The sequence below is a fragment of the Methylophaga sp. UBA678 genome (assembly GCF_002299105.1).
In the GTDB taxonomy this organism is placed as follows: domain Bacteria; phylum Pseudomonadota; class Gammaproteobacteria; order Nitrosococcales; family Methylophagaceae; genus Methylophaga; species Methylophaga marina.
The window spans coordinates 324,249-340,548 of the sequence record NZ_DBNG01000009.1 but is presented as its reverse complement, the minus strand read 5'-3'; the positions used below and the strand labels follow the sequence as shown (position 1 = coordinate 340,548).

Annotated in this window: 17 protein-coding genes and 1 pseudogene; 4 read left to right on the top strand and 14 right to left on the bottom strand. The window is 44.0% G+C overall.

Features of this window, described 5'->3' with window-relative positions:
* The 11 genes and pseudogenes from B3014_RS06255 to mnmG form a co-directional block, all read right to left on the bottom strand.
* Positions 1 to 498 (bottom strand): annotated as a pseudogene (locus B3014_RS06255) (F0F1 ATP synthase subunit alpha); the annotation flags it as partial.
* Positions 499 to 524: 26 nt separating this feature from the next.
* Entirely contained in the window at positions 525 to 1,058 is a 534-nt protein-coding gene (locus B3014_RS06250) for a F0F1 ATP synthase subunit delta (protein WP_289243540.1), read from the bottom strand.
* Between the two features lie 12 nt (positions 1,059 to 1,070).
* Positions 1,071 to 1,541: a F0F1 ATP synthase subunit B gene (locus tag B3014_RS06245; protein ID WP_286306026.1), complete on the bottom strand. Its 471-nt coding sequence runs from the start codon at positions 1,539 to 1,541 to the stop codon at positions 1,071 to 1,073.
* Positions 1,542 to 1,582: 41 nt separating this feature from the next.
* Complete coding sequence (gene atpE, locus B3014_RS06240) at positions 1,583 to 1,816, bottom strand: F0F1 ATP synthase subunit C (protein ID WP_007144166.1); 234 nt, start codon at positions 1,814 to 1,816, stop codon at positions 1,583 to 1,585.
* Between the two features lie 58 nt (positions 1,817 to 1,874).
* The gene (atpB, locus tag B3014_RS06235; protein WP_286306025.1) at positions 1,875 to 2,777 is read right to left on the bottom strand and encodes a F0F1 ATP synthase subunit A; all 903 of its coding nucleotides are present in this window, start codon (positions 2,775 to 2,777) and stop codon (positions 1,875 to 1,877) included.
* 7 nt (positions 2,778 to 2,784) lie between these two features.
* On the bottom strand, positions 2,785 to 3,159 hold the full coding sequence (locus B3014_RS06230; RefSeq protein WP_289243541.1) for an ATP synthase subunit I: 375 nt from the start codon (positions 3,157 to 3,159) through the stop codon (positions 2,785 to 2,787).
* Between the two features lie 211 nt (positions 3,160 to 3,370).
* The gene (locus B3014_RS06225) at positions 3,371 to 5,233 is read right to left on the bottom strand and encodes a methyl-accepting chemotaxis protein (RefSeq protein WP_289243542.1); all 1,863 of its coding nucleotides are present in this window, start codon (positions 5,231 to 5,233) and stop codon (positions 3,371 to 3,373) included.
* A gap of 309 nt (positions 5,234 to 5,542) precedes the next feature.
* Positions 5,543 to 6,403: a ParB/RepB/Spo0J family partition protein gene (locus B3014_RS06220; RefSeq protein WP_286306022.1), complete on the bottom strand. Its 861-nt coding sequence runs from the start codon at positions 6,401 to 6,403 to the stop codon at positions 5,543 to 5,545.
* A gap of 16 nt (positions 6,404 to 6,419) precedes the next feature.
* Positions 6,420 to 7,196, bottom strand: coding sequence for a ParA family protein (locus B3014_RS06215; protein ID WP_289243543.1), 777 nt, complete (start codon positions 7,194 to 7,196; stop codon positions 6,420 to 6,422).
* Between the two features lie 8 nt (positions 7,197 to 7,204).
* Complete coding sequence (rsmG, locus tag B3014_RS06210; RefSeq protein ID WP_286306021.1) at positions 7,205 to 7,834, bottom strand: 16S rRNA (guanine(527)-N(7))-methyltransferase RsmG; 630 nt, start codon at positions 7,832 to 7,834, stop codon at positions 7,205 to 7,207.
* Complete coding sequence (gene mnmG, locus B3014_RS06205) at positions 7,834 to 9,717, bottom strand: tRNA uridine-5-carboxymethylaminomethyl(34) synthesis enzyme MnmG (RefSeq protein WP_289243544.1); 1,884 nt, start codon at positions 9,715 to 9,717, stop codon at positions 7,834 to 7,836. Before mnmG ends, rsmG begins: the two co-directional genes overlap by 1 nt.
* 102 nt (positions 9,718 to 9,819) lie before the next feature.
* Here mnmG and B3014_RS06200 point away from each other — a divergent pair, with 102 nt between their 5' ends.
* Positions 9,820 to 10,173: a diacylglycerol kinase gene (locus tag B3014_RS06200; RefSeq protein WP_289243545.1), complete on the top strand. Its 354-nt coding sequence runs from the start codon at positions 9,820 to 9,822 to the stop codon at positions 10,171 to 10,173.
* Here B3014_RS06200 and lgt read toward each other — a convergent pair.
* Complete coding sequence (lgt, locus tag B3014_RS06195; RefSeq protein ID WP_289243546.1) at positions 10,157 to 10,942, bottom strand: prolipoprotein diacylglyceryl transferase; 786 nt, start codon at positions 10,940 to 10,942, stop codon at positions 10,157 to 10,159. The two genes, B3014_RS06200 and lgt, sit on opposite strands and share 17 nt — an antisense overlap.
* Positions 10,943 to 11,236: 294 nt before the next feature.
* Between lgt and B3014_RS06190 the strand changes: the two genes are divergently transcribed.
* The 3 genes from B3014_RS06190 (at position 11,237) to B3014_RS06180 (ending at position 13,626) form a co-directional block, all read left to right on the top strand.
* Positions 11,237 to 11,968: a TorF family putative porin gene (locus B3014_RS06190; protein WP_289243547.1), complete on the top strand. Its 732-nt coding sequence runs from the start codon at positions 11,237 to 11,239 to the stop codon at positions 11,966 to 11,968.
* 62 nt (positions 11,969 to 12,030) lie between these two features.
* Positions 12,031 to 12,369 carry a P-II family nitrogen regulator gene (locus B3014_RS06185; protein ID WP_007144177.1) on the top strand — a complete coding sequence of 113 codons (339 nt, stop codon included), beginning with the start codon at positions 12,031 to 12,033 and terminating at the stop codon, positions 12,367 to 12,369.
* 18 nt (positions 12,370 to 12,387) lie between these two features.
* Entirely contained in the window at positions 12,388 to 13,626 is a 1,239-nt protein-coding gene (locus tag B3014_RS06180; RefSeq protein WP_286306016.1) for an ammonium transporter, read from the top strand.
* A gap of 79 nt (positions 13,627 to 13,705) precedes the next feature.
* On the opposite strand, the gene hemE is transcribed toward B3014_RS06180, so the two are convergent.
* Entirely contained in the window at positions 13,706 to 14,770 is a 1,065-nt protein-coding gene (gene hemE / locus B3014_RS06175) for a uroporphyrinogen decarboxylase (RefSeq protein WP_289243768.1), read from the bottom strand.
* A gap of 120 nt (positions 14,771 to 14,890) precedes the next feature.
* Positions 14,891 to 16,294, bottom strand: coding sequence for an FAD-dependent oxidoreductase (locus tag B3014_RS06170; RefSeq protein ID WP_286306015.1), 1,404 nt, complete (start codon positions 16,292 to 16,294; stop codon positions 14,891 to 14,893).
* Positions 16,295 to 16,300: the final 6 nt, after the last annotated feature.

Here is a 16,300-nt window from a genome sequence, read left to right as displayed (position 1 = left end):
CAGCTCACGCTGGCCACGACCGACTGGGATCATAGAGTCAACTGATTTCAAACCAGTTTGGATAGGTTGATCAACCGATTGACGAGCGATAACACCAGGCGCTACTTTCTCAATTGGAGAAGAGCTTTCTGCGTTGATGTCGCCTTTACCATCAATTGGTTTACCGAGTGAATCAACAACACGACCTAATAGGGCTTCGCCTGTTGGGACTTCAAGAATACGACCAGTACATTTAACTTTGTCGCCTTCTGAAATGTGTTGGTAAGCACCCAAAATAACGGCACCTACTGAGTCACGCTCAAGGTTAAGGGCCATACCAAACGTGTTTCCTGGGAATTCAAGCATTTCCCCTGACATCACATCTGCTAAGCCATGAATACGAACGATACCGTCGGTAACACCGACTACGGTACCTTCTGTACGCGCTTCAGTGGCCCCTTCAAAGCTTTCGATACGCTTTTTGATCAGGTCACTGATTTCTGCTGAATTCAGTTGCATCTCTGTTTCCTCTATAAACGGGCCGCTTATGTAATAGCGTTGGCCAGTCTGTTCAGTTTACCCACGGCAGAACCGTCAATTACCATATCGCCTGCTCGAATAATTGCACCGCCAAGTAAGCTCTCATCAATGGTCGTGTTTAATGTAATGTCACGGCCTAAACGGGCTTTCAGAGCAGCAGAAATTTTAGCTGATTGCTCTTCCGTTAGTGGACGTGCTGAGATTACATCAGCGGTCATTAATTTTTCAGCTTCTTCGCGTAATGCTTCAAAGAGAACGGTAATGTCTGTCAAAAGTAACAGACGGTTATTTTCTGCCAACAACAACAGAAAGTTGCGTGCATCAGCTGTCATTGCATCGCCAGCAATCTCTGCCAACAAATCAACAGCCTGCTCGTCACTTACTGCAGGGCTAGTGATAATGGATTGCATTTCTGGTTCTAAAACACACTGTGCTAAAACCGCAAGCAGGTCAGACCACGCCTTCAACTCGCCTTTTTCCTGCGCGATAGAAAATACCGCGTTGGCATAAGGACGAGCGATGGTTATTGCTTCTGCCATCCTAACATTCCTCTAGATTTGGCTAACCAATTCGTCAAGCAAATCGGTGTGTGCCTTTTCATCAATTTCACGGCCGACAATTTTACCGGCACCAGCCAGCGCAATACTGCCAACTTGTGACTTCAACTCGTCACGAGCACGGTTTGCTTCCTGCTCAATTTCTGCTTTCGCAGCTGACAGGATTCGCTCACCTTCAACACGGGCATTGTCTTTTGATTCGTCCACAATTTGATTACCACGTTTTGTTGCTTGAGCAACGATTTCATTCGCTTGCTCTTTTGCTTCGTGGATCACTTGTTGTGCACGTTTCTCAGCCAATTCCTGCTCATGTCTACCACGCTCTGCAGCTGCCAGACCGTCAGCAATTTTCTTTTTACGCTCTTCAAGCGCTTGCATGATAGGTGGCCATACATACTTCATGCAGAAGGCGATGAAGATCGCAAAGGCGATCATCTGGCCTATGATGGTTGCATTGATATTCATGCCTGTACCTCTAATTAATCGCTAATGGGGATTTATAAATCTTAACCAGCCACTGCGAACAGAACGTACATAGCCAAACCAACTGCAATCATTGGTACCGCGTCAACCAGACCAGCAACCAAGAAGAACTGTGTACGTAACATAGGAACTAATTCAGGTTGACGAGCAGCAGCTTCTAAGAAACGACCACCTAATAAACCAACACCAATCGCCGCACCCAGTGCGCCCAAGCCGATCATCAAAGCACCAGCAATATAAACTAAACCCATATCCATTTTTTTCTCCTACAAAAAAGTAAAGACTAAAAACAAAAAGTTAAAAACCCAATAAACATCAATGATGTTCTTGATGTGCCATATCCAGATATACCGTTGTCAGCACCATAAAGATAAATGCCTGTAACGTGATAATCAGAATATGGAAAATCGCCCAGCCAATCTGTAACAGACCAGCAAAAGATCCCATCACAAGACCAGCGCTATACATAGTCGCGATCAGGATGAATACCATCTCACCGGCGTACATATTGCCGAAGAGTCGTAAGCCCAATGAGAATGGTTTCGACAGTAATGTGACAGTTTCCAGAATCAAGTTAATTGGCAATGCCCATTTACCGAAAGGTTGGAATGCTAATTCACCGAGGAAACCACCTGTACCCTTAATCTTAAAGCTATAGAAAAGCATTAAGGCAAAGACTAATAACGCCATACCAAGTGTGGCATTTGGATCAGTTGAAGGTACGATTTTGAAGAACACATGATGCGGATCTGCACCAAACATTGCTGCTGCGCTTTGCGCTACCGCCATTGGAATGATATCAACCGGTATCAAGTCCATTAAGTTCATCAGGAAAATCCAGACAAAGATGGTCAGAGCAAGAGGTGCAACAAGATTATTTTTACCACCGGAGAAAGAACCTCTCACAGTGTCATCGATGAAGTCGATGATCATTTCAGCAAAGTTTTGCATGCCGGTAGGAATACCAGCTGACGCTTTTTTAGCTGCGCTGCGGAAAAACCACATCATTAGAGCGCCAAGTAGGAGAGACATAAACATCGTATCGACGTTGATAGCCCAAAATCCCATTTTGGCGGCTTCTTCAGCTGAGGTTGCAAAGCCCCAGTCGCCGCTTGGAGCCCAAACCCCAGGCTCAGTTTGTATTTGTTTCTGACCAAAAGTCAGATTCTGAAGGTGATGCTTGATATATTCTGATGTAGTAATTGTTTCACTAGCCATGTCGGTTTCAAGCCCGGTTAGTCTGTCCCATAAACAACATCATCTGTGTGGCTGTAAAACCAAGCATCAACGCGACAATATTCATCTCCAGCAAAACGATGCCAGTGGCAAACATTACAATCGTATTCAGCCAGCGTTCAGCTACACATCTGTATGCTCTACTTAAATTTCTATTGGCATCTGCTTTTGCAGTCTCCACTGCTCGCAGAATATGCCATATCATCAAGAGAGTATTGATGATTGCAATGACGCTGCCAAAACCGGCCGCAATTGCGCTCTCAAAACCACTTGACCAAGAGGTGAAAATTACAATCAACCCCCACATTGCAACTTGCCACCACACAACGCGTTTGAGTGGCTGCAATCTAGTTAATTGCTCCATTTTTTCCACTTGGATTTGGTCTTTGCGTTAAGCAAATCAGGGCATTATATAGACGTATACTTAGTTGGGTCAACGACAAATATCCACTTAATCGTTCTCCTAGTATCACGCAAATAATCGACGCAATCCCCTTTAACTTACTTGCTCATACTCTCACATCTGACTGTAAACGCGCTATAGCTAAGCTTATATTTGTTCTGGTGCTATCGCATCAGGCAACTTCTTGCCGCGTATTGGCCTGCAAGTTCAAACTTTTTGGGGTTAATTTAAATTTCTCACAATGTGCCATGTAGAGCTGTTTCAACTCAGGTTCCCCCATCAGCTCACCCGGTTCGTCACGATAACTGACTTGTCCCTGTACGGGCTCACCCTGCCACTTTTTTTCAATCGTCATACGTTCATTTTGTTGTTTGAACCAGCTAATGAACTCATTCGCTTTAGCAAGTAAACGATAACTTGATGCCCATGCATTCACTGCCATCGTGTAGTAGTAAGGTTGCTTCGCGATATTGCCAGGAAGAATCTCGATCTTGTTATACCATGGGCTTGATGGATTTTTGCTAGCCCAATGATAAATTGGCAAATCAACACCAAAAGCGTCTACCACACCATCAGCCAGACAGTGATGAATACGAGATTGATCTGAATAGGCAATCAAATTCTCAAGAACACAACTCCCTCCAGGCTTGTTTTCATTACTGCTCCATCGTACGCCGTTCTCTTCCAGTAACTCTACTGCTGCGGGGTCATTTATAATCCCCATGACCTTTCCATCAAGGTCACTGAGACTATTGATACGTTTATCGTCTTTACGTCTCGCTAAGACCCAGTGTAAGTAGGTATAGGCTTCCGAATAAGCGACATTGTCATATTCTGCAGAGGGCGGCAACGCACTGATAACAATATCAGCAGGTGGTTCACCGAAGTTCCTGCCTGAGGTCAGTAGCTCCGTACACATATCCCAAGGTGCTTCAATAAACTCACACTCCACTCCCAGAAATTTGGCGAATGCGTGTGCATAATCCACATCCAGACCTTTAAGTGGTTCACCTAACCTTTCACGGAAAGAAAGACCTACGAAATTTGGCTCAACGGCAACTCGTAACTTACCTCGACGCAATATATCATCTAACTGATCATGAGCTGGGTCAGGCACCATATATAGTTTTTTTAGCGTGTTATCAAAAGCCGTCACCGCTTTATCAATCGTTGCATGCTGAATATCTATATGATCCAGCCCCGTTGTCATTTCTTCGGCAACGTCATTGATAATACGATTTTTACTCTGGATACGCTTCATTGAACCGGAGCTTAAGTCCAAGGTTTCGAATATCACTGCCGTGTTATTCATTACCAACGTCAGTTGTTCACTAATGGATTGAAATAGTTGTGTAAGCTGGCCTGTTGCCGCCTGAATAACATCCACAAAATTATCTAAACGTTGTTTATTCGTTTGATTGATGTTTTGAAGTTCATTATTGACCTGGCTGAAATCAAGTTGTTCAGCCGCCTGCTGGGCTTGCTCCATCGTCACAGAGGCTAGTCGCCTGACTTCATCAGCGACAACAGCAAATCCTCTTCCATGTTCACCAGCTCGTGCAGCTTCGATGGCTGCATTCAGAGCGAGTAAATTCACGCCCTTTCCTATTTCCAATATGCCATCCAATACTTCCGTCACGCTCATCGATTTTTCTGACAGCGTTTGAGTGATTTGCTCCATAGCTTCACTAACGGAAGTATTCACTTGGTCAACTTCTATATTGATTTGAGATTGCAAGGCTCCGACTGTTGAGTTTGAACTGTTCAAATAGTCATTGGCCATATTCAACTCAGCATCCAGCTTAGTTGTGCGTTGGTTGATCTCAGAGAGAAAATTCTCCTGCACTTCAAGTGCACGGAAAATTTGGCGTGATAACTGAGAAGTTTGAGAGCTGACTAATTGAAGAGCACGATAAAAGCGTTTTTCTTCATCAGAAAAACTTGCTGCATCAATTTCTTCCTCTATCGCGTCAGTCTCGTCTGGCAACGGCTGCACTGGAGAAGAGCTTGCAAACATTTTCTTCAATATACGCATCGCATGGATTCCAAATTCTTATCAAGAACTGGATGATATGCAATAGGCAGTCCAACAAATAAGGCTGGATCAACAAGATACTATCGAGACAATTTTCATTAAGCCTGACAAAATTATAGTGAGTACATACTTACACCCATAATCAAAGTGGGCTATACCTATCAATTTACCGATGTGCCTCTTTGATTGTATACGTGTTTTTCAAGCGATGAATGGTGATGATCATTAACCAGGGATATTCAGAAATTTCGCACCATTAGTGTCCGCATTTTCACTTTTTCTGTGCAACAAAAACAGCTAAAGAAGGATTTAAGCGCCCAGTTGTTCGATCAGGTTTTTAAGCTCATCAATATTGGCATAATCGTATACCAACTTGCCCTTGCCATTGGCGCGATGCTTAATGCTGATACCTTTACCTAGTTTGCTGCTGATGCGTTGTTCTATTTCCTGAATATCTGCTGGGTTGACTGCCGGCTCAGCTTTCTTGTCGTTACTGGGTTTGAGTATCCGTCTTATGAGTTGCTCAGTTTCTCTGACAGAAAGTACTTTTTCTACAATTTGTCTGGCCGCATCAGATTGAACATCACCTTCTAACCCTAATAAGGCTCTTGCATGACCCATTTCAATGTCACCATTCTCGAGCATGCGTTTTACATCCTCATTAAGGTTTCGTAAACGTAATAAGTTCGTCACGGTGGCACGTGATTTACCGACAGCCTCTGCAGTTTGCTGATGCGTCATTTCAAATTCTTCACGTAGACGGAATAATGCATTTGCTTCTTCCATCGGATTAAGATTTTCACGCTGAATATTCTCTATCAATGCCATAGCAATGGCACTACGATCAGATACATCACGAACCAGTACAGGGACTTCTACCAGACCAGCCATCCTGGAAGCACGCCAACGGCGTTCACCTGCCACGATTTCATACTTACCTTCAGCTACAGGCCGAACAATAATAGGCTGAACCAAGCCTTGTGCCCGAATAGAATCAGCCAGCTCTTCCAGAGACTCTTGTGACATATCCACACGCGGTTGATATTTGCCAGGCTGAATCATATCAAGAGGAAAGTGCTGCAAACTGTCATCTAGATTTGTAGTGTCTTCCTGATGCACATCTGCAAGTAAGGCATCTAGTCCGCGGCCTAAACCTCTTTTTTTACTCATTGTTGATTAACCTTTATCATTTAGCACTTTGCTTCTGTCGTCGCATAAACTCACTTGCCAACGCCATATAAGCTATCGAACCTCTTGAAGCACGATCATAATTCAGTACGGGTAACCCGTGACTCGGAGCTTCAGCCAAACGTACATTTCTCGGAATAATTGAATGGAAAACCTTGCCTTCAAAATGGCTAATCAATTGTCGAGATACTTCGTTTGCCAGATTGTTTCGGGCGTCAAACATCGTTCTTAATAATCCCGTCACATCCAGAGTTGGGTTAGCCCTTTGCTTAACTCTCTCAATTGTTCGTAATAACGACGACAGACCTTCCAGTGCATAATATTCACACTGAATGGGGATCAACACCCCTTGCGATGCCACCAGTGCATTAACGGTTAGCATACTCAGCGAAGGTGGACAGTCAATGAGAATGTAATCGTACTTCTCGCGTGTCGACTCAAGAGCAATACGTAAACGATGTTCACGTAACTTACTCTCAAGCAACTCTACTTCAGCAGCCGTCAAATCAGCATTGGTTGGCATGACATCAAAACCAATTTCTTCAGGGCGTATTATAGCGTCTGCTGCCCGAGCTTCAGCCATGATGACTTCATAGCTGCTGTTTTCTATCTCATTTTTATCGAGCCCACAACCAGTGGTGGCATTACCTTGCGGATCGAGATCGATGAGTAGGACTTTTTTTCCATAATCTGCCAGTGACGCGGCCAGATTGACGGTGGTGGTCGTTTTTCCAACGCCACCTTTCTGATTGGTCACTGCAAAGATATCGCCCATACTCAGTCTTAATCCTTGATAAGTCTTACTAAATGTCTTTCACCATCACACTCTGGAACCGTCAACGAGAGCACATCGTGCAAATGAAAGTCTGTCGATTCAAATGCTAATTCATCTTCAGGATAAGTCCCTTTCATGAGCACCAAGTAGCCCTTGTCCTCACAATGTTGACCTGCTAACTGAATGATGTCATCAATACTGGCAAATGCCCGTGCCGTGATGATAGCAAATTTAGGTAAAGATACCTGTTCAACGCGTCCATGCACAACCGTCACATTATCTAACGCCAGTTCTGCTTTGACTTGCTGTAAGAAACGCGTTTTCTTTGAATTACTGTCGAGCAATGTCACTCGCGTTTGCGGCTGGCATATAGCAACAGGCACCCCAGGCAAGCCCCCACCGGTTCCGACATCAAGTAATGACGTTGATGAAATATAGGGTAAGACAGAAAGACTATCGATAATATGTCTCGCCATCATTTGTTCAGGGTCGCGCACAGAAGTGAGGTTGTAGACCTTATTCCACTTATGTAGCAGCATGACATATGCCACTAGCCTGTCATATTGCTCATCTAACAAAGTCAGATTAAGTAATTTACAACCACGCTTTAATTGATGTAACAAGCTCGCTTCAAGCATTAACTGGCTTCACTCAAACCACTTCGTTTTAAATGAACCAACAATAAAGAAACGGCTGCAGGTGTCACACCTGAGATTCGTGCAGCCTGACCCAAATTACCAGGTCTGGCGTGTTCTAACTTCTCTCTCACTTCGTTGGATAGACCACGCACATTTTTATAGTCCATGTCTAAAGGTAATTCTGTATTCTCATGACGCTGTAATCGATCAATCTCATTTTGTTGACGATCAATATAACCCGAATATTTCGCCTGAATCACCACTTGCTCGGCGACATCATCAGCAATATCCATTGACTCTCCCATTAAATCTAACAGGCCTGCATAATCCACTTTCGGACGTCTAAGTAATTCTTTGGCCGACGCCACTTTATTGAGTTTTTCTCCCAACACCTGCTCAGCTTTTTCTTGGTCCACTTTTTCCGGTACAAACTTATAGCTATCAAGACGCGCATTTTCCCTTGCCACAGCATCCTGTTTTTCATTAAATACGGCCCAGCGTTCATCATCAACCAGACCTAATTGACGACCAATTGGTGTCAGGCGGATATCCGCATTATCCTCACGCAGCATGAGACGATATTCAGCACGACTAGTAAACATTCGGTAAGGTTCACGTGTGCCTGATGTAATCAAGTCGTCAATCAATACGCCCATATAGGCTTCATCACGACGAGGATACCACTGCTCTTCACCTCGGGCCTGCAACCCAGCATTCAGACCAGCAATTAATCCTTGGGCACCCGCTTCTTCATAACCAGTAGTGCCATTAATCTGACCGGCAAAGAACAGACCTGCCATGTATTTTGTTTCCAGCCAGGGGTGCAAATCACGAGGATCAAAGAAGTCATACTCAATCGCATAGCCCGGTCTTGTGATATGAGCATTCTCCAAACCTTTCATCGAGCGCACTATTTCATACTGCACATCAAATGGAAGACTTGTCGAGATGCCATTTGGATAAACTTCACCGCACTCCAATCCCTCTGGCTCTAGAAAAATCTGGTGTGATTGACGATCGGCAAAACGAACCACTTTATCTTCGATAGAGGGACAGTAACGTGGACCAATACCTTCGATTTCACCGCTGTACATCGGTGAACGATCCAGATTATTTCTAATGACATCATGTGTTCGTTCATTAGTGTGAGTGATGTAACACGAGATTTGACGAGGATGATGCTCAGCTTTACCCAAGAATGAAAATACTGGCGTGGGGGTATCACCAGGCTGCTCGGTCAGCTCTGAGAAATTAATACTATTGATATCTATGCGTGGTGGTGTGCCTGTTTTAAGACGGTCAACTCTAAAAGGTAAGGCACGCAAACGTTGGGATAGAGCGATGGAAGCTGGGTCGCCAGCACGACCGCCCTGATGGTTTTGTAAACCAATATGTATCAACCCGCCAAGGAAGGTACCCACCGTTAACACAACCGCTTTAGCTGAGAAACGCAGTCCTGCCTGAGTCACAACACCCACAACGCGATCATTTTCTACCACCAGATCATCGACTGGCTGTTGGAATATATAGAGGTTGGGTTGGTTTTCCAGGTAAGCACGGACCGTCGCTTTGTATCGAATACGATCTGCCTGAGCTCGTGTTGCTCTGACCGCAGGCCCTTTACTAGAGTTTAATGTGCGAAACTGAATACCGGCTCTATCAGCGGCTTTCGCCATAATGCCACCTAGAGCATCAATTTCTTTTACCAGGTGCCCCTTTCCGATGCCACCGATTGCTGGATTACAGCTCATCTGTCCTAGTGTCTCGATATTTTGCGTCAGTAATAGTGTTTTCACACCCTGACGAGCAGAAGCTAACGCCGCTTCGGTTCCGGCATGGCCACCACCGACAACGATGACCTCATAATGATCCTGGAAACTCATATCACACCAACAATCTAGAAATTAAAGGAGGTAATTTTAACATGCTGTTAATAATGTTTGCCTATAATTCAAACATTTATATTAATAACTGCTGAGAACTTTATGGAAAAAAATCGTGGCATTAAGCGTTTACTCTTCGCTCTGGTCTACTCATGGCAGGGTCTTCGATCAGCTTTAAAACATGAAGAAGCTTTCCGTCAGGAATTTTTTGCCTTTGTTATATTAACAGCGTTCAGTTTTTACTTGGATGTCACAGCGGTAGAACGACTTTTGATGATTTCCAGCATCGTGTTAGTCATGATTGTGGAAGTACTCAACTCAGCGATTGAAACCGTTGTTGACCGGGTAAGTACAGACAAACATAAGTTATCTGGGCGCGCTAAAGATTATGGTTCGTTTGCTGTGTTAATGACTATTCTCATCGCCACTGCAACTTGGCTTACGGTTTTACTCTAGCTTCAACCTTATAAGATACAATCATCAGAATGATGCCAAAAAAGATCATAGGTAAGCATAGAATTTGTCCCATGGTTAACCAATCAAAAGCTAAATATCCATATTGAGCATCAGGAATACGCACGAATTCTACCAAGAAACGGAAAAAGCCGTATCCCAATAAGAATAAGCCAGAAACAGCCGCTTTCGGTCTTGGTTTGGATGAGAACCACCATAAGATGATAAATAGCAAAACACCTTCTAAGGCAGCTTCATAAAGTTGCGATGGATGTCTTGGTAGTGGGCCCGCACCAGGAAACACCATGGCCCAAGGCACATCTGTGACTTTCCCCCATAGCTCACCATTAATGAAGTTACCGATCCGACCAAACATCAAGCCGATAGGTACCATCGGCGCAATAAAATCACTGATATCAAAAAAGGATTTACCTGTTTTCTTACCAAACCACGCAAAGGCAGCTAGTACACCCAACAAACCACCGTGGAAAGACATTCCACCTTGCCATATTTTGAATATGTTTAATGGGTTCTCCAGATTCGCCTGAAAATCATAAAAAATGGCATACCCTACACGCCCACCAATAATCACGCCTACCGCGCCGTAAAACAATAAATCTTCCAATTGTTGCCGAGTCCAGTCCGTTTTATTGACGCGATAAAGTCCCAGCAACCAGACAAACAAAAAACCTAATAAATACATCAGCCCGTACCAATGTATGTGAAGTGGGCCGATGCTAAGGGCAATGGGATCAATTTGTGGATAAGTCATATACGTCACTTTATAAAAGGTATGGCAATCATACCAACTCAGTGCAAGCATGGCGATGAATAAAACATAACTGCACCATTTTGGACAAAGCGTTAAATTTGTCGCACCAAATTGATCGCATGTTAAGCCTAAACTGTTTCCATCACCTCCTCATCCCTCTGTTTTTTATAGTATTTGTAAAGTTGGCACACATTCTGCTCTTGTTGTTGTAGTCTGAATACAAAGTGTTGCAAAAGACCAACGCAGGTATTCAAAAAAGACTAAAAACATTTTAAACCGAGGAGTAACACCATAATGAAATTACGTACAATTTCGGCTCTTACATTAGCAGCATCAACCATGTTTGCTGCTTCATCAGCAATGGCTTGGGAAAGTGAAGACGGTCAGCACTCAACAAGTGCAACAGTCGGGCTTTTCAGTGATTACCTGTTCCGTGGTATCTCATTCACTGATGAAGACCCAGCAATCCAAGGCAGCTTCGATTATGCGCACGCATCTGGCTTATATGCTGGAGTATGGGCTTCCAACTTATCAACATCTGACGACAGCAGCATTGAAATTGATGGTTACGTTGGTTATGGAAATGTATTCGGCGACTCAGGTGTTGGTTACGATGTATCTGTAGTTCGTTATTTTTACCCTGGCACCAGTGATTCTGACACTGATTACAACGAATACTTCGCATCTTTATCATACAGCTACTTCACAGCGATGGTTGGTTATACACCTGAATGGGGTGGTGATGACGATATCGATGAAATCTATTACAACCTGTCTTTTGACTATGAGCTTCCATATGGCATTGCTCTCAATGCAGCTGTAGGTTACACAGACTCAGATCGTAACGATGGTGATAGCTCACTTTCTGACAGCTATGTTGACTACACAATTGGTCTGTCAAAACCTTTTGTCGGCTTTGATTGGTCAATTGCATATGTTGGCACAGATAGTGATGGCGATGACTTCGCAGGTTCAGACAGTGCAGCAGATGATCGCTTCTTAGTCAGCGTCAGTAAATCATTCTAAACTTCTCACAGCTACCCCCTCGATGTTGAGGGGGTAGATTTTCTACAGAAGGAAATACGCTTATGAAACAAGTTGTAGCAATTATTAAGCCCTTCAAGCTTGATGATGTCAGAGAATCTCTCTCAGAAATCGGCGTACAAGGATTGACGGTTTCAGAGGTAAAAGGATTTGGACGTCAAAAAGGCCACACAGAGTTATATCGTGGTGCTGAATATGTCGTTGATTTCTTACCTAAATTGAAACTGGAAATCGCCGTTGATGACGATATCGTCGAACAAGTGATTGAAGCCATTATCAAAGGTGCCAATACTGGCAAAATTGGTGACGGTAAAATATTTGTTTATCCATTAGAGCAAGTGGTCCGCATTCGCACAGGCGAAACCGGCCCAGATGCATTATAAGCTTGAGGAGTAGAGAATATGGAAAATAGTATCTTCGAACTCCAGTATGCCCTGGATACCTTTTACTTTTTAGTAAGTGGCGCCTTGGTTATGTGGATGGCGGCCGGCTTTGCCATGCTTGAATCAGGTCTGGTTCGGTCGAAAAACACCACAGAAATACTGACTAAAAATATTTTAACTTATGCTATCGCATGCACCATGTATCTGATTGTTGGTTATGATCTCATGTATGGCGGCGGTATTTTCTTGGATGGTCTTGCTGCTGACGGTGTCACTGGCGCAGAGGATCCAGCAACATACTCACCATCATCTGACTTCTTCTTCCAAGCAGTCTTCGTTGCAGCCACTATGTCAATCGTGTCTGGTGCAGTAGCGGAGCGTATGAAGTTATGGACTTTTGCTGCTTTCGCTGTAGTCATGACTGCTTTCATTTACCCAATGGAAGGTAGCTGGACTTGGGGCGGTAATGATGTATTCGGCATGTACAACCTTGGCGATCTTGGTTTCTTAGACTTCGCTGGTTCAGGTATCGTACACATGGCTGGTGCTGCCGCTGCTTTAGCAGGTGTTCTGTTACTTGGTGCTCGTAAAGGTAAGTACGGTCCAAATGGTCAAATTAACCCAATTCCTGGTGCTAACTTACCATTAGCTACTCTGGGTACATTCATCCTGTGGATGGGTTGGTTTGGTTTCAATGGTGGTTCTGTTCTAGCAACTGCTTCAGTTGAAAGTGCAAACGCCGTTGCAAATGTTTACCTCAACACTAATGCTGCTGCTGCAGGTGGTGTTATCGCAGCACTTATTGTAGCTAAACTGATGTTTGGCAAAGCTGACCTGACAATGATTTTGAACGGTGCATTAGCAGGTTTGGTTGCTATTACAGCTGGCCCTGATACACCATCACCACTGATGGCTACTATCATCGGTGCAATCGGCGGTATCATCGTTGTCTTCTCAATCATCTTCTTAGACAAAGTGAAAATCGATGACCCAGTTGGTGCAATCTCTGTTCACGGTACAGCTGGTCTGTGGGGTCTGTTAGCAGTGCCTTTAACAAACAGCGATGCTTCTTTCTCTGGTCAGTTAATCGGTGCAGCAACTATCTTTGTTTGGGTATTCGTTGTCAGCTTAATTGTCTGGGGTATCCTCAAAGCAGTCATGGGTATTCGTGTCTCTGAAGAAGAAGAGTACGAAGGTGTTGACTACGTTGAATGTGGTATGGAAGCATACCCAGAGTTTACTAACACTGGTAAATAAATCAGTCGTTAGATAATCTCATAAAAAAAGGGCAAGTATTGATTACTTGCCCTTTTTTATGCTTAACAATCAGCAAAGTTTACTGATGATATTTTTCGCTTAACCGGTGAACTGACTCAACAAGTCTTGCCATATTCTCTGGGTCAACTGATGGATGAATACCATGGCCGAGGTTAAAAACATGGCCCGTCCCTTTCCCATAAGCATCAAGTATCGTACTGACTTCTTGTTCAACTCGGTCAGGTGATGCATATAACACGCATGGATCCATATTGCCTTGCAGTGTGACTTTCTCACCAACGCTTTGTCTTGCTGAACGAATATCTGTTGTCCAATCTAAACCAAGGCCATTGACACCAGTTTCAGCCATCCACTCGAGCCACTGTCCGCCACCTTTGGTAAATAGTGTAACCGGCACTTCTCGGCCTTCAGACTCTTTAGTTAAACCATTCACAATTTTTTCCATATAGGCGAGAGAGAAGGTTTTATAATTTTCAGGACTGAGAGCCCCACCCCAGGTATCAAACAACATAATCGCCTGTGCACCGGCATTAATTTGGGCATTAAGATAGGCAATCACAGAATCCGCTAACACGTTTAACAGAGTATGCATTTGATTAGGTGAATCAAACATCATTCCCTTAATCTTGGCGAAATCTTTACTACTACCACCTTCTACCATATAACAAGCCAATGTCCACGGGCTGCCACTAAAACCGATGAGTGGTACTTTGCCATCGATTTCTTTTCTGGTGAGACGAATTGCATCCATCACATACCCCAGGGAATCTTCCATATCAGGAACTGAAAGATTAGCTATATCCTGAGCAGTCTGAATTGTTTTAGAAAACTTAGGCCCTTCACCTGTCACAAAATGTAGTCCAAGCCCCATTGCATCAGGAATTGTCAAAATATCTGAAAAGATGATCGCGGCATCAAGATCATAGCGTCTAAGCGGTTGCAGTGTCACTTCACAAGCCAATTCAGGGGTTGAGCAAAGCGTCATAAAATTACCGGCTTTTTCTCTGACTTTACGATATTCAGGTAAATATCGACCTGCCTGCCGCATTACCCATACCGGCGTTTTATCGACGGGCTGTTTTAGTAATGCTCTGAGATAACGATCATTTTGTAGACTACTCACCATTGACTCCTGAATAACTGGACCTACTTTGAAAGTAATAGATATAAAAAAGGCTTCATCATACAGGATGCGATATCTCTGTATGAAAAAGCCTTATTGTTTAATGATGTAGATCAGTAATTAAACGTCTAAGAAATCCAGAATACCTTCTGCCGCCTGACGTCCTTCCCATACTGCAGTCACAACCAGGTCAGAGCCACGAACCATATCACCACCGGCAAAAATCTTAGGGTTAGTTGTTTGGTACTTAATCGCTGCTTCTGAAGGAGCTAATACGCGACCACCATCATCGATTGAGATATTGAATTTCTCAAACCATGGCGCTGGACTTGGACGGAAACCAAACGCAATGACAACCGCATCAGCAGGAATGATTTCTTCACTTCCTGGCACCGGCTCTGGACGGCGACGGCCACGTTCATCCGCTTCACCTAAAGCGGTAGTCACCACTTTAACGCCTTCGACTTTACCATTACCCACAATTTCTACTGGCTGACGGTTCCATAAAAACTGAACACCCTCTTCACGCGCATTATTTACTTCACGTCGTGAACCAGGCATGTTCTCTTCGTCTCGACGATATGCACAAGTGACACTCTCTGCGTTTTGACGGATAGAAGTACGGTTACAATCCATTGCGGTATCACCACCACCCAAGACCACAACGCGTTTGCCTTCCATTGAGACATAGTCATCGGTAGGAATATCGAGTAAGTGTTTATTATTGGCTACTAAGAAAGGTAAGGCTTCATATACACCGGGTAAGTCTTCACCAGGGAAACCACCCTTCATATAGGTATATGTACCCATACCAAGGAATACGGCATCATAGTCATCAATTAATGTCTGAAAATCAACGTCTTTACCCACTTCGGTGTTCAAGCGGAATTCAACACCCATGCCTTCAAGTACTTCACGACGACGCTTAACAACCTGTTTTTCCAGTTTGAATTCAGGTATGCCGAATGTCAGCAAACCACCTATTTCTGGATAACGGTCAAATACAACAGGCTTTACACCATTACGCACAAGGACATCGGCAGCACCTAAACCTGCTGGACCCGCCCCAATGATAGCGACACGTTTGCCAGTCTCGACGACATTAGATAAATCTGGGCGCCAGCCTTGCTCAAGCGCTGTGTCTGTGATGTATTTCTCAACAGAACCGATAGTCACTGCACCAAAACCATCATTTAGCGTACACGCACCTTCACACAATCGGTCTTGCGGACACACCCTGCCACAAATTTCTGGCAGAGTATTAGTGGCATGAGATAGCTCGGCAGCTTCTTCTAAATTGCCCTCACTAACTAGTTTCAGCCAATTCGGAATATAGTTGTGAACGGGACATTTCCATTCACAGTATGGGTTACCACACTCTAAACAGCGGTCTGCTTGCTCTGCTGAAGAATCGGCATCAAAATCACCATAAATTTCACCAAACTGTTTGATCCGAACGTCAGCATCAAGCTTCTTTGGGTCGAAACGCCCCACATCTAAAAACTGAAATGTATTTTTTGCCATAATTAT